The 15,891-nt window shown below is 36.5% G+C and carries 7 protein-coding genes; all 7 read right to left on the bottom strand.

What is annotated here, in order from left to right; genetic code table 11:
- Complete coding sequence (locus tag BZG02_RS11260) at positions 1 to 1,578, bottom strand: RagB/SusD family nutrient uptake outer membrane protein (protein WP_101261536.1); 1,578 nt, start codon at positions 1,576 to 1,578, stop codon at positions 1 to 3.
- Between the two features lie 20 nt (positions 1,579 to 1,598).
- Positions 1,599 to 4,958 carry a SusC/RagA family TonB-linked outer membrane protein gene (locus tag BZG02_RS11255; RefSeq protein WP_218972227.1) on the bottom strand — a complete coding sequence of 1,120 codons (3,360 nt, stop codon included), beginning with the start codon at positions 4,956 to 4,958 and terminating at the stop codon, positions 1,599 to 1,601.
- A gap of 142 nt (positions 4,959 to 5,100) precedes the next feature.
- Positions 5,101 to 6,090: a FecR family protein gene (locus BZG02_RS11250; RefSeq protein WP_180335699.1), complete on the bottom strand. Its 990-nt coding sequence runs from the start codon at positions 6,088 to 6,090 to the stop codon at positions 5,101 to 5,103.
- Positions 6,091 to 6,352: 262 nt separating this feature from the next.
- Positions 6,353 to 6,919 carry an RNA polymerase sigma-70 factor gene (locus BZG02_RS11245; protein WP_101261533.1) on the bottom strand — a complete coding sequence of 189 codons (567 nt, stop codon included), beginning with the start codon at positions 6,917 to 6,919 and terminating at the stop codon, positions 6,353 to 6,355.
- Between the two features lie 237 nt (positions 6,920 to 7,156).
- Positions 7,157 to 7,858 (bottom strand): ABC transporter permease, encoded by a 702-nt coding sequence (locus tag BZG02_RS11240; protein ID WP_101261532.1) that lies wholly within the window; start codon positions 7,856 to 7,858, stop codon positions 7,157 to 7,159.
- Positions 7,859 to 7,924: 66 nt separating this feature from the next.
- On the bottom strand, positions 7,925 to 12,646 hold the full coding sequence (locus tag BZG02_RS11235) for an efflux RND transporter permease subunit (RefSeq protein WP_101261531.1): 4,722 nt from the start codon (positions 12,644 to 12,646) through the stop codon (positions 7,925 to 7,927).
- Between the two features lie 125 nt (positions 12,647 to 12,771).
- Positions 12,772 to 15,888 (bottom strand): efflux RND transporter permease subunit, encoded by a 3,117-nt coding sequence (locus BZG02_RS11230; protein ID WP_101261530.1) that lies wholly within the window; start codon positions 15,886 to 15,888, stop codon positions 12,772 to 12,774.
- Between the last annotated feature and the right edge of the window lie 3 nt (positions 15,889 to 15,891).

The following is a 15,891-nucleotide window of genomic DNA, read 5'->3' as shown; positions in this document are numbered from 1 at the left end:
CTAGTTTTTATTCTTACAATCCCACCATACTTTAGTAGCCATATTATCGGGGCCACCCAAATTGTCAATGGCATCCTGCAAATTGTCACTGTTTTCTTTGTACTCGCGCAAAGGATAAGGTAAACGACGAGCCATTTCAGTACCATCAACAATACCATTGCTTTGGTTGTATGGTGCTTCCATCAAGCGTGGATATCCAGTACGGCGAAATTCTGACCAGGCCTCATGTCCTAATGGGAAATTGGCAATCCATTTCTGAGTAATGATACGTTCTAAATTAAGTTCGAAATCATCAGCATCGTTCCATTTAATAGTAATTGATGCAGGAACGCCTGAATTGTCGTTAGCTCCAAGAGGATCTTTATAATTTTCAGGAATACTGGTTGCATTTTCTGCATAAGCACCAGCACCTGAAACGCCCCATTGATTAAATGAAAGTTCGATGCCCTGCGTATAAAAATCATTGGCAGAACCACCCATATTCCATCCGCGCAAAGCACCTTCGGCTTTTAAGAATGCACTTTCAGCAGCATTCATCCAAAGTAACTTATTGTATGATTCTGGAATGTTCATATTACTGTACTTGTGAGCAGTTGCCGATGAAGCAATATTAATTCCTGATCGTAAACCATAGTATCCATTATCGAATGCGGCATTATCGGTATCTTCAAAAGTACTCATGGTGAAATACTTTTCTCTTCGTGGATCTGCATATCCATTCATATAAGAAGTAACATCTGCCGAAACACGTGAATCACCACCGTTGTATTCGAACATAACTACTCTAAATGGAGATTTAGAAACGGTATTGTAAGCATTGTCATCGTTAGATAACATAGTTCCCACTTCGTGATTTACGGCTTCCTCGGCTTTCGTTTGAGCTAGAGCTGGATTCGCATAAACAATTCGCATGGACAAGCGCAACTTTAATGAGTTGGCAAATTTGATCCAGTTTAAGACTTTTCCACCATACACTTTATCTGCGTAAGGGCTAAAGTCAGAGGTTTGATTTGGTGTTAAAACCTCAATTGCATGATCTAATTCTTCCAACATTTTACTGTATACATCTTCTTGTAAATCGTAGGCAGCTTCCAATTTGCCATCAACTCCAATTTTTGAATAAGGAATGTGTCCGTAAATATCCGTGATCCGGTGAATTGCAGCTACTTTAATGATATCTGCTACTGCCAGAGGAATTGGATCGGTGGTCACATTCTTTAATTGAGTTTGGTTGGCATAAATTTTAGGAATAATATCGTTAAAAGGCACTTGAATCCAGTGTTGTTCTGGATTATAGGTTGCATAATTTTTTCCGACAAATCCTGTATTTGAATCTGCAAGGTATCCTCCAAAAGATCCCCCAAGTAAACATTCGGTAAATTGATTTAAATTTACATCAGCAGGAATTACATAACCCTGCATGGCCACCATTGCTGCCCTTAAACTATATGCATCGTATTGCATTTGGTCATCGTTGGCATCGTATGGATTGGTGTTGTATTCTTCGAAATTTGAAGTACAAGAAGTAGTCAATAAAATCGAAGCAGAAAACAACAAATTTATAATTGATTTTTTCATAATTATTACGTTTGAATTGCTTAGAATTTAACTCTTACATTGAAACCATAACTGCGTTGGCTTGGCATCATAAAATAGTCTATTCCCTGGTAGTAATTACCAGTTGAAGCAACTGATTCAGGATCGAAAGGAGCCTTATTGTAAAACATGAATAAGTTTCTTCCAACTAATGTGAATGTTACGTCAGCGAAATTATTCAACTTGTCTTTGGTTAATGTATAACCAATACTGGCTTCTTGTAAACGCACGTTTGTAGCACTGTAAGTGTAGAATTGTGGAATGCCCGATTTAGCTCCAATGGTAGTATACCATTTTTGAGCATCCACGATATCGCCATCATTAATAAGAACTCCTCCATTATCGCGAGCGTTAGCCGAAGCTTCTGAAACACCGTAACGATCTAAGGTAGCCTGAGTTGCAGAGTAAACAATACCACCTAAACGAGCTGAAATCATAAACCCAAGTCTAAAACCCTTGTATTTAAAATCATTTCTCCATGCTAAATTAGCATCAGGAAATACCGATCCCAGTTTAATATCATCAACATTGTATTCAGCAGCAACATTACCATTCGGATCCACGAAAACTTTTCCTTCACTATCACGTTTTAAATCTGCAATTGAATACAAGTCTCCAAGGCCACCACCTTTTTTCAAAATGAATCTAGCATTTGACAAACCACCAATATCCAAACGGTCTTTTGTGATAACAGCATCTGTTTCGGGATGAACATAGTTGTCTACCAATTCTGAAATCTCATTTTCGTTTGAACTCATAGTGAAGTTAGAACTCCATGTAAAGTTATTCCATGTATTTTGATAGCCTAACGCAAGTTCAATACCTTGGTTTTTAACACTACCGGTTTGAACATACAAAGTTGAATAACCCGAAGAAACAGATATTTGAGGATCAAAAGTTTGATTAAAGGTTTTGGTACTGTATAAACTCATATCCAAATCGAAATGTTTCAACAATTTGGTAGTTAAACCAACTTCCCAGGATTGAGTTCTTTCTGGTTTAAGATTGAAAAGTGGATAATGTGTTTTTGTTTGCCATACTTTATTGGCATTGTCCCATGCATAGGTTGGACTGGCCAAAAATCGTGCAAAAGGAAGACCTACAGATGCATATGAAGCTCTAAGCTTAGCATACTGAATTTGTTTAGGTAATTCAAATATCTCTGAAAGTACAAATGAAGTACCAATAGATGGATACATGAAGGAACTTTCGTTTGAGTGTGGTCCTGCCAATTGAGAAGCCCAGTCGTTACGACCTGTAAGAGTGAGGTAGTAAGCTCCTTTATAACCCAATTCAGCACTTGCAAAAACAGATTTGGTTTGATCGTGCCATCCTGATTGCTCTCGTTTTGTGGTTACATCGTCCAATTGAAATACATTAAATAAATTTGGAATTCCATCGGCACGAATTGGTCCTCGGTTTGTCATTGCATCTTCTTTCATATCGGAGTATGAAAGGCCGATATTTGCCTGAAATGAGAAGTCTTCAGTAAAGTTCTTGTTGATGTTTACAAGGAAATCGGCATAAGTCTGTTTTGCTTCACTTCTCGCAATTCCGTAAAGACCATTATTTGATCCTTCGGTAAGAGTTCTGTTAGAAGTTGCGTATAATTTTTCAGTAAAATCATTTGTTGAATTGTCAATTCGTACACGACCGGCAAAATTTAACCAGTTTAATGCATCGTAGCTAAAACCAGCATTCAACATGTAACGATCTTTTTTGTTTTTACGCAAGTTTCGGTGAGCAATCCAATATGGATTTTGTCCGGCAAACTCATCAAGTCCTTGCGGCCAATACTGAGTATTTATTTTACGAGAAGAGTCGTAACGTTCGTACATTTCTATATCACTCCAATCATCACCGCGAGGAAATAGATAAGCAGTCACCAATGGATTTGCATAAACTCCTTGGTTGACCATGTTAACATCTTCTTGCTTAATGTAAGAACCGCCAAAATCGATTGTTAGTTTATCCTCTAAACAGCTGGTAGTATTTCTAAAAGTAAAATTGTTACGATCGTAACTATTATTTGGTACAATACCTTCTGAATTAATAGTACTTGCCGATAAATAGGTTTGGTTTTTATCTGTCCCGGTAGAGAAAGACATAGAATTAGTAAACACCATTCCTGTTTCAAAGAAATCATTCTTTGGAGAATAACCCATTTTATTTGCATCGTTCAATTTGTGTCCCCAACTTTTATCTAAAACTTGCACATCAGAACTTAAATCTCCCGTACCATAAGAGTTTTGGAAATTTGGTAATGCAAAGGTTTGCATTATTTCAACATTGCTAGTTATGGTTAGAGAAGTTGATCCAGCTTTCCCTTTTTTGGTTGTAATCACAATTGCACCATTCGATGCATGACTACCATAAAGAGCAGCGGCAGCAGCTCCGGTTAGAACCGATACACTTTCAATATCTTCGGGGTTGATATCTGCGATGGCTTCTGTAGATCCATTAGATCCAAATTCAGTATCTCCATTACCTCCAAAATTAAACATGGGTACACCATCGATCACATACAATGCGTTACTCGACTGAGCAATCGTTTTCGTTCCACGCATAATAACTTTACTTGCTCCTCCAACACCTGAGGAACTGCTATTGATATTAACACCCGCAACTTTTCCAGACAATGTATTCACAAAGTTGGCATCTTTGTTCGACACGATATCTTCACTAGATACTTGTTGTACATTATAACTTAAAGCCTTTGTTGCGCGCTTGATTCCAAGGGCAGTAACAACAACCTCGTTCAATCCAACTACCGACGGAAGCAACACAACATTAAAGTACTGCTCTTTTGCAACAACAAATTCCTGAGCTTCGTATCCAATAAAAGTAATGGTCAATACTTCTGAAGTGTTTCCTTGCAATTCGAATTCTCCATCAATATTTGTAATTGTACCATTGGTGGTTCCTTTGATACTTACCGATGCACCTATAATGGTTTCACCGGAATCATCTACAACCTTACCTTGAAGTTTAACTCTCTTTTTTACTGTGGCAGCTTTCTTATTAGGATCTTTCTTAGCAACAGTAATAATATTATCTTTCACAAAGCATTCAAAGCCTTGTCCTTCAAATATTCTATTTAAAACGTCTGTTAATTCTACATCTTTTGCTTTGAAATCAACACGTTTATTCATATCTATATCACTGGTATTCATAGAAAAAGAATAGTTGTGCTTCGATTGTAGAACTTCAACAGCTTGTTTTAATGTTAAGTTCTTGAAATTAACCGATATTTTCTGTGAAAATATGGGTGTAATCCCTCCAAACAGCGCTATAATCAACATGATTATTGATTTTTTCAATCTTAACTGCGCCAGATTGAGGTTTCCTGAAATTAAATTCATATTCTTGTAATGTTTTTTAGTTTGTTAACTAGAATTTAACTGAAAAATGTGGGTGGAGAATGTACTAGATTCTCTGCCTTTTTTCTTTTTGATTAAGATTTTTTCATTGGCAGTTTTAAAATTTAGGTTAATGATTTGTGTTTTATTTAATGTATATCATATTTGCTTTTCGTTCAATGTTCATTTGTCCATTTGCATTTAAAGCAGACAATATTTCATTTAAACTTTCATTGTTAATAAATACGGAGTAAAAACGTTCTTTTTTAAGAGATTCATTTTCGATATTGATTCTTACATCAAAATATCTTTCAAGAGCTTTTGTAATTTCATTTAAGGATTCATCGATAAAATAGAAACCTTTACTGTTGTACCATTGCTTGCGTGTTGAAACGATGAATTCACTTTTTTGTAATTCTCCGGTGCTTTTCGAATACCTTACAATTTCACCTGGTTTTAGTAATTTCGTCTTGTTTTCTCCTTTGTAAAAAGCATTCATTTTCACCGAACCTTCCATCAGGGAAACTGCAATGTGCGAATCTTCACTATAAGATTTAACATTGAATTTAGTTCCCAAAACTTCAACGGTCACCTCACCGGCGGTTAAAATAAATGGACGCGATTTATCTTTTTTTACTTCAGCATAAGCTTCTCCTGCGACATATATTTGGCGAAGAGAATTATTGAATTTTTTGGGGTAAATTAATTTGGTTCCCGCATTTAGCCATAATCTTGAACTATCAGGTAAGTATACCATCTTGCTTTCGCCATATGGTACGTACTCTTCTACCCACTCTTTAGGATTATTTTTCTCAAGGTAAAAATAGATAGCAGAGCATAGCAATGGGAGCAGAAGTACTGCAGCTGCAAGTTTGTAGAAGGACGCTAATCGTCGTATAATTGTATTTTTTTGTAATTTATGATTTTTGTGAGATTGGATATTTGTTTTGAATTTTTCAAAGGCTCTTTTTACGAGGCGTTCATCTTTATTCACTTTTATCTCATCAAGAAACTCTTTTAGTAAAGAGTCTTCGGTGCTACCGTCCTGAATATTGGCAAGCCACTGTTCTACTTCGCTTATTTCTTGCTTAGAGCACAGGTTATTGAAATATTTTTGTAATTGATCCTTCGTCATATTGTTCTTAAAAAATAGCCACATTAAAGAGTCACTACTAATAGAACGATACAGGGATCGAAACTACGCAATGGATTTCGTAATATTATTTAAAATTTCCTGATTAAACGGAAAGGTTCTCTGGTTTTTGGAGTAAAAGATATTGAATAGTAATGCTTTATGTATTTTACCGATTTTTTAAAAAAGAGATATTATTCATCTTTTATTACGATTAGAATGAAACGGAATAGGCGAAGTTGTGTCTGAATCGTTAGCATGCTTGCTAAGAATTAAATATTGCGAATAGAAAAAGATAAAAAGCAGGAAGAGATTTTCTGATATCTTGCAAAGCCAGGAATATATGTCTTTCTATGGTGCGTACCGAAAGGTTTAATTCTTCAGCAATCTCATTGTTTGACATCATTTCTTCCCGACTCATTAGGTAAATTCTTTGACGTTGTTCAGGCATTTGCAATACAATTGCAGCTACCTGTTTAGTCATTACTTCGGCATCAATCGAACCTTCAAAATCTTCAACAAATGATTTGTCGTCGTCTTCTATTTCCTGATGATTTAGGTTTGATTTTAGTTTAAAATGATCACGAACTTCATTTTTGGCGAGTACATACAAATAGTTGTGTAAGGATTTATTTGGGTTTAGTTTCTCTCGGTGAATCCATACTTTCATAAAAATATTCTGTGTAATATCTTCAGCCAACCAAGCATTCTTAATCATGCCTTTTATAAAAGCATAAAACAAAGAATATTTTGTATCGAAAAGTTGCTGAAAGGAAGACATATCTCCTTTTTTCAGACCTTTAACTATATCACGATCAGAGAATTCAACCATTAATCAAGAGGATTATTGTGGAAGTTTTGCTACACAAACCTAAAAAAATATTTAGAGATCACACCTTTTCTCAAGGATATTATTTTATTTCCTATTCCTTAGTTGCATCCTTATTTATTTAGTGTATTTAAGTGTCTGTTTTACATTTTAACTTTTTTATAGGATACTTTTATTTTACTGAAGAAATGGATAAACATTTTATTTATTGTTGTATTTTTTTGGTTTACTTATTGCCTGTTAAACAAATCGTTCCCGTTTTTGCATGTTTATTAAACTCCATAAAATGGATATTAGCGAACCAACCACTAACATCATTCGGTTTTGAGAAAGTACGTTTTGCCATATACTGTAACTCATATCGCCCGGAACATTGAAGGGGTTTAGGAATAGATTCCATTTGCTAGCTTCAAGAGGTTCTGCAAGAATTAAAAATACCAGACCGATAATTACCATAACTACCGCGGCGCCACTTGCATTTTTTATTAGTGTGGCCAACAAAAATGCCAGACTTGCTAAAAATAACAGGCAGTACATCAGCTGGTAAACCATATAAAAAACGGAGATGCGGATAATTGCAAACACGATGATCCACGACAACAAACTCATGGTTAAAACCAATAGCAAAACGCTGAGTGCAAAGCGCACTAAATACACTTTGTATCGGTAATTGGGGATTCCAAATAGGATTTCGAGCATTCGGGTATCCTTGTCGCTTTGTATGTTGTAAATAATTGGGTAAAATAAAATCAGGATTCCTGGAAATATTAAACTTCCATAAATATCCGCTTCATCGGGACTCGAATCGGTAAACAACATGATACCGGTTACCATCAAGAAAAAAGCAAAGGCTGCAATCAGAAAATAAATGAATTTATTGGCAAATATAATCTTGATATTGTAGCGTATAAAATCGACTATGAGTGTTAGTTTTTCTTTCATAAAAATGTTGTTTTTTACCGCAAAGTGTACTTATTTCTTGGTGAATTCCTTCGTTTGCCTTTGTGGTTAAACTCTTTCTTCCTTTTGGTTCAATAAACACAAGTAAGCATCTTCTAAATTTGCTTTCGTATTTACAGCTCCGTAGCCCGGATTTTCATCTGCTAAACAGCGAACTCGAATCTGATCTTTGTCGCGCATGTGATGAATAATTACATGTTTGTTTTTTAAATCCTCAAACGCTTCGGTGGATATTGTTAGCATCCAAACTTTTTTGTCGGCAATGGCAGCCATGTGAATTGGCTCGCCCAAATATTTCAGTTCTCCTTTTTTCATTACCGCAACTCGGTTGCACGAACTGGCTACGTCTTCGATAATGTGAGTGGAGAAAATCACAATTCTATCCTTGCTTAGTTCTACCAGCAAGTTTCTGAATCGAATTCGCTCGCGCGGATCAAGTCCTGCTGTTGGTTCATCAACCACTAAAATTCTTGGTAAGTGCAACAAAATTTGAGCAATTCCAATTCGTTGTTTCATACCTCCCGAAAAGGAACCAATCTTATTGTCTTTCTGATCGAACATGTGAACGGCCTTAAGCACGTATTCTACACGTTCCATGCGTTCGGAATTGTTATTTAGTTTTTTCAAAATGCCCATGTAATTTAGAAAATCCCATGCGCTCATATTTTCGTACATGCCAAATTCCTGTGGCAGGTAACCAATTAAACCTTGAAGCTCTTCTCGCTTTTCGCGAACATCAATTCCGTTAATCGTGATTTGTCCGTAACTCTGTTCCAAAATACCGCAAATAATTCGCATCAAAGTCGATTTTCCGGCTCCATTTGGTCCTAATAATCCAAACATTCCGTTTTTAATATCGAAGGAGACGCCTTTAACGGCTTTAAAAGGGATTCTCTTTTTCCCAATTATTGGGATAAGTAAAACAAAACGGTAGAAGAATTTACGAATGCCACTAAATCGGCCTTTCACCCGGTTAATATTTATTTTTTCCTGATAAATTTTATCCGATGATACTTTTATCAGTAAAGCCAAATACCAGAAAAATGCGAATGGAATAATAAGTCCTATTAATTCGTATTGCTGATAAAAATATACAAACACAAGTATTGGGAAGAACCAATATATAATTTTGTGAAGGGCATAAATAAATCGAGGCATCGATTTTTTACTGCTTTCTTTTTTTAAATGGTTACGGTATTCTCGAATAGGAGCCATAAAATTTAAAAGCAGTATTTGGAAAAGTATCGACAAAGCAAGTAACCAGTATTTGTTTTCGAGATGGTAGTAAATAAAAAAGAATAGGAAAGCAATTAAAGGCAGTTGCCAAATTAAGCTAACAAAATCGCGCAGAGAGGAATAGGATTCTTTTAAACCCAATCGCTCTCTTATTTTAAGTCCCGATTTCCATTCTCGGATAAATCGGCCATCCCATTCGTATATTTTTACCAAATTTCGAATCTCGATATGTAAACTCTCGTTTGGACCAATCAACTTTTCGTTGGCTTTTCTTAAGCTAGCTTGTATAAAATAGATGCATGCCGGAACCGATAGCAGTAGAATTAGGAAGGTAATGATCTGCCAAATTTTACTATCAACTTCTACATAAATAAAATAGGTTCCAATTATCCAAATGGCAATTTGAATTGTTTTTATCCAAATTGGCTGGTTTTGTAGCCAGTTTAAGCTAGTTCGTAAACCCGCGTATAGTGTTGGAATAAAAACCAAGGTGAGAATTGTGCTTAAACTTAATCCGCCAATTACAGTGATGGCGAAAGGAACTCCTATGCTTGTTACATATTCGGCACGACCAAGCGCAAGTGGCATTAGGGCAATTATGGTGGTGATTGCTGTAATTAGGATAGGACGAATTCGTGCCAAGCCAGCCATAATAAGAGCTCTAGATTCGCGATAGCCACGTTTTTGCAGTACGTTTGAATAATCGATCATGATTATTCCATTGTTCACTACAATACCCAACAGAATTATTAATCCGGTAAATACATTGGCATTCATCAGGGAAGTTCCGGTTAGGATCAAAGCAAGTAAGGATCCAATTGCTGCCATTGGGATGGAAAACATCATTACAATTGGCATGGTAAACGACTCGAATACCGAAGCTAAAATCATAAATATAAGAACGATAGCCATTAGGAACAGAAAGCCAAATTCAGCCAAATTGTCTTCTTCATGAACAACTTCGAGCGCAATTCCCGATGGAATATTCATTCGTTCCACTAGTTCATCTATTTCTACTCTCGATGCAGTTAATAGGTCTTTTTCGTCGTTTACTTCATCAATAAACTGGTATTCTACTTCAAGTTGTTTTTCCTGATTAGTTCTTTTGATTGTCGATAGTCCTTCGGTAAAATTGAGATTGCTAATGTTTTGCAATTCGAATTCGGCACCTTGCGTACCTCTTACACTTAGTTCTCTCAGATCTTTAGAATTTCTTGTTACCTGCTCAACATTGTTGCCAATGGTTTTAATAATTATATCGTACTCTTCGGTGCCTTGCTTGAAGATTACACCACTCGAAAATTCTTTTTGAAAGGAGTTTAATTCCGACAATACCGAAGTAACAGGAATATCGTATATCGCCATAATTTGCTTGTCGAGTTCCATTATTATTTCGGGGCGTTTGGTAGGAATTCGAACCGAAACATTTTTAATGGAAGTCAATTGATTTAGAAAGTATTCTAAATCTTCGGATACGTCGAGCATCTTATTAAAATCCTGACCTTTAATAATCAGTTTTTCTTTTTGGCTGCCCATTCCTAACATTTCCATAAATGGATTGTCGGCGCCAAAACCTCCTCCGCCACCAAATCGGCGACCTGTAGCTGGAGGATCCCAACTGAACGATGCCCTTGGCAGGTCATCAAGTTGTTCTAGAATGTTTTTTTTAATTCCGGGAATGGAAAGCTTTTGCTTATCGCGATAATCATCGTGGAGTGTGATTATTAAAACAGCTTCTTCTTCGTAAATTTGACTAGTAATATCTTTTTTCTCTGGAATAGAATCTAGTTTTTGTTCTACTTCTCGAATAAATATATCGGTATTCTCGAGAGTTGTTCCACCAGGAAGGGTTACGTAAAGATTCAAATCTTTTGTTTCGGTTTCCTGGGGCGAAATCATGCTTAAACCTAAACTAATTAGTAGTGTGATGAAAAAGAGACCTAACGCGCCAAGAATTGTTCTTCCTGGATATCGCATACACGATTTAAGTGTCACTAAATAAATCTGTACCAATCGGTTATGGAGAGAAATGTTTTGAAAATTAACTGCGCGGGTGGCGTTTTTTCTTTTTAGGAAGCTGTGGGTAATCATGGGAATTAAAAGTAGGGCAACCACTAGCGATACTAATAAGGTGGAGATGATGGAAACACCAATGTGCTTTCCTAATAATCCGATCAAGAAATTGGAGGTAAATAAAAATGGTAAGAATACGGTGATGGTAGTTAGTGTGGCTGCAAAAATAGATCGCCAAACCTCTTTGGTTCCCTGAATTACTGCCGTGTCGGGATCTTTCTTTTGCGCAGCTAGACGGTAAATATTTTCGAGAACTACAATACTGTTATCAAGTAGCATTCCAATGGCCAATGCCATTCCTAAAAGAGTAAGTGTATTGATACTAATATCGTAAGCATAGAAAAAATTGAATGCTGTATAAATCGAAATGGGTATTGCAAGTGCAATTGCGGTCACCAATCGAATATTTTTAAGGAATATCCAAAGAACAAAAATTGCCAGTAATCCACCAATTAGTGCCAGCTCAATAATTAAATCGATATTGGTTTTCATGGTTTCGGCAGTGTTGGTTTGAACCACCATTGCAATGTCTTTGCCTGCTAACTCCTGATTAATTGTTTCTATTTTTGCAATTACATTGTCGGCCAATTCGATAATATTCGATTGAGAATCGCGGGTTAACTGAAGCGTAATTGCTTCTTTTCCATTTACACGACTATACGAGGTTTCCTCCTTAACTCCAAAACGAATAGTTGCAATATCTTTTAGTTTAATGGTACCTGTTTCTTTAACAACAAGTTCATGCAACTCCGAAATATCGGTAAATTCCGAAACAACATTCACAAAGTGCATTTTGTCATTTTCAATTACTTTTCCAGCAAAACTTCGTGTATTATTGTTTTTACTAAGAGCGGAACGAACATCCGATGGACTAATTCCATAACTTTTACAAACATCGTCTCGAAGAAGAATATCAATGGATTTTTGGCGACCACCAAAAAGAGCAACATTGGCTATGCCATTAATATTTTTAAGTTTATCTACAATTTCATTCTCGGTAACTTGTCGCACTCGGTCAACACCTCCACTTCCACGAACCTGAATATTCATGAACGTGTTGTTGAGTTGTTCCATGTCAAATTTAATTACCTGCACTCTAAACTCCTTTGGCAGGTCTTTTTTCTTTTCGTCTATTTTTTCGGCTAGTTTTAAATAAGCATATTTTAAATTGGTTCCTTGTTCAAAAGATATTTCGATGCTTCCTGTTTGTTGTGCAGCAGTAGAAACAATTTTTTCCACGCCCTCCATTCCTCCTGCAATTCCTTCTAAAGGAATAATTGCTTCACTTTCCATATAACGAGGATCTACCTCCATAGTAGTTCCCACCTGAACGAATAGCATGGGGAGTTGCGCATTTGGAATTAGTTCAACCGGCAATTGCTTGTAGGAGAAAAACCCCAACATGCTTAGTCCGGCAAAGAGCATTGCTATTAAAACTTTCCGTTTTATAATGAAATTCATTTTCTACTTTTTAATCTGTACTATTTAAATCTCCTCTTTGGAAGCGATGTCGGGGAATGTTTTATTTTCAAAACATCCCAGTATTCCGATCATTATCGGGATCTCCTTATAAGGAGAATTTTTGGCTATTCCGTTTTATTTTCTGATTTGGAAAAATAGTTATGTATGCTATCGAAAATATAGTAAACACAAGGAATAACTACTAGTGTTAGTAAGGTTGAACTTACTAAACCTGCAATTACCGCTATTGCCATTGGTGCCCGTAAAGCAGCGCTTTCACCAAATCCAATGGTTAGTGGCAACAATGCTAAAATGGTTGTGATACTTGTCATTACAATAGGACGAATTCTATTTTCTCCAGCCATAATTATCGAATCGCGCAAGGAATTTCCCTGTTCTTTGAATTGATTGATGGCATCGACTAGAATAATGGAGTCGTTCACTGCTATACCTCCCAACATGATAATGCCGATATAGGCCATAATATTCATAGACATTCCTAAAAGGAAGAATGCCCAAATGGCACCAACTCCAGCCAATGGAATGGTGAGCAAGATGGTGAACGGATGAATTAGCGATTCAAACTGAGAGGCTAATACCATATAAACCAATAGGATAGAGAGTAGTAAGGCAAAGCTTAAATTAGAAAGTGCTTCCTGGCGTTTTTGTTCCTCGCCAATTAAATTTACCTGATAAGTTTGTGGCAAATTAATCGTGGCTAATTTGTTGTTTATTTTATCAATTACTTGATCGAAAGCAACATCACCTCGTATATCGGCACTTATTTTTCCAATTCTTGTTTGATTTCTTCTCAGCATTTGTTTCGGAGAAGAGGATTTTTCGATGTGTGCTACTTCGTAAAGTGGAATGTTTTGATCTCCGCTTTTTAGCAGAAGTGTATTTAATTCTGAAAGGCTCGTTTCAGGCATTTGAATGCTAATGTCATTCATTTCTCCGCCTTGTTCGAATTTGCCAGCATCTTTTCCCATTAAAATATCTTGCAGTTGACTAGCAATTCCTTCCGTACTTAGGTTATAAAGTCCTGCTTTATAGCGATCAATTACTACATTTACCTCTGGAGCTCCTTCCTCAATATTGGTTTTTATATTTGTTAATTCGGGAATTTGGGTCAGGAGTTCTTTAATTGTTGTAGAAAGTTGTTCTAAAACTTCCATGTCTTTTCCTTTTACCTCTACTTCGATGGGAGCACTTTCCGTTCCTATGGTCGATTGTAGAGCGGTTTCATCGCGAACAATGGATATTTCGGCATCGGGAATGTCGGCAATCAATTGACTTACGTTTTCGAGAATTACTTCCGATTGGGCTGTAAATTCACTTTTTAAACGAATTTTGATGCTGGCAGTGTTTTCGTTCTGAAATACTGCTTTGTCGGTAACAGAACTGCTTCCTGGTCCAATTTGGGTGTACACGGTTTCGAAATAATCTCCCATGGATTGTTTCAACATCGATTCAATGGCTTCCACGGTTTGAGAGGTTCTATCTAGTTGAGTTCCTTCTTTCAATTCAATATCTAAACTAAATTCGCCAACCCCGCTTTTGGGTAAGTATTCATTTCCAACATAGCGTAAAATAAGTCCTGTAAGTACAATTAATATACCTGCAGCTCCAATCACCAAAGCTCGTTTATTTAGTAAATTCGCTAATAGTTTTCCATACCAGCCAATTTTAACCGATTTGAATTTTATATTTTTTCCTTTTCCCTTGTAGGCATAATGAAACAGCATCGGAATCATTAAAATTGCAACAAAAAGCGAGGCAATCAACGAAAAGGCAACTGTCCATGCCTGATCTTTAAACAGAGCACCAGATGCTCCATGCATATAAACAATAGGAAGAAATACTACAATTGTGGTGAGTGTAGAAGCTACTATTGCACCTCCAACTTCCGAAGTTCCTTCAATGGCAGCATCTTTCACCGAGAGCCCGAGTTCCATTTTTCGGAAGATGTTCTCTATTACGACAATGGCATTATCAACCAACATTCCGGCTCCTAAAGCCAAACCTCCCAATGTCATAACGTTCAAGCTTAGTCCGTTAAAATACATCAGGTTAAAAGTGGCGATAATGGAAACAGGAATCGCAAAACTTACAATAGCAGTAACTTTTATTCTTCGTAAAAAGACAAAAAGAACCAGAACGGCAATAAGAACTCCTATTAAAGCGGTTTCTTCTACTTCATCAATTGCTTTTTGAATGAATTGACCTTGATTTTGTACCACGATAAATTGATATCCTGGCAAGGCTTTACGAATGGAAACCATGGTTTTTTCAAAATCTTCAACTGCTTGAACTGTATTCGATCCTGTTTCTTTAAAAATGGATAAACCAATGCATCTTTCCCCGTTAATACGAACAATATTTTGTGCCTTTTTGGCTACAAAACTAAGCTTAGCAACATCTTTTAAAAGAATGGGAACTTTATTTTTCACCAGAGCCTGATTTCCTGCACTTTGTTGAGCAGACGATGAGGTAGATTGTTTTGTTCCGACGATGATATTTTCAATTTCCTGAACGTTTCGAATCAAACCAGCACTTTTTATAATGTACTTAGTTCCCATTTCTACAATGCTTCCACCCGAAACATTTTGATTCAGACTTTGTATTTTTTGAACAATTTGGTCGATTGTTATTTGATGAGCGTCTAAGAGATATTGGTTGGTTTCGATGCGAACTTCTTTTTCCTGTGTGCCGGTTAATTCTACTTCAGCAATTCCTTCCAAACGAATCAGCTCATTACGAATGTAATTTTCACCAACTTTTCGTAATTCATCCATGTCTTTAATTTCCGGATGAAGCATTCCCATAATTAAAATGGGAGATGCATTGGGATCGTGTTGCGTAATGGTGAATTCATCAATTTCGGCATTCTGACTGTAGGCGGTTAGATCTTTTTGTAAATCAAGAAAAGCTTCATCCATATCGCTTCCCCATGCATACTCAATTGTTACTCTTGCCGATCCAACCATACAAACCGATGAAACCTGACTCACCCCTTTTTGCCGAATAGATTGCGCTTCTATGCTTTCAATAAATTGTTTTTCGATCTCTTCAGGAGGACGTTCTCCTGCGTTTATTTCCACAAATATGCGAGGAGCATTCATCTCCGGGAACAGGTCAACATTCAATTTGCCGAGCGAAACGTATCCTAAAAGCAATATTGCCATTACAATCATGGAAACGGTTACCGGATAATTGACCGAAAATTGTGTTATTTTCTTCATTTT

It is taken from the genome of Labilibaculum filiforme (assembly GCF_002843315.1).
Taxonomy (GTDB): Bacteria; Bacteroidota; Bacteroidia; order Bacteroidales; family Marinifilaceae; genus Labilibaculum; species Labilibaculum filiforme.
This window is presented reverse-complemented; position numbering and strand designations above follow the sequence as displayed.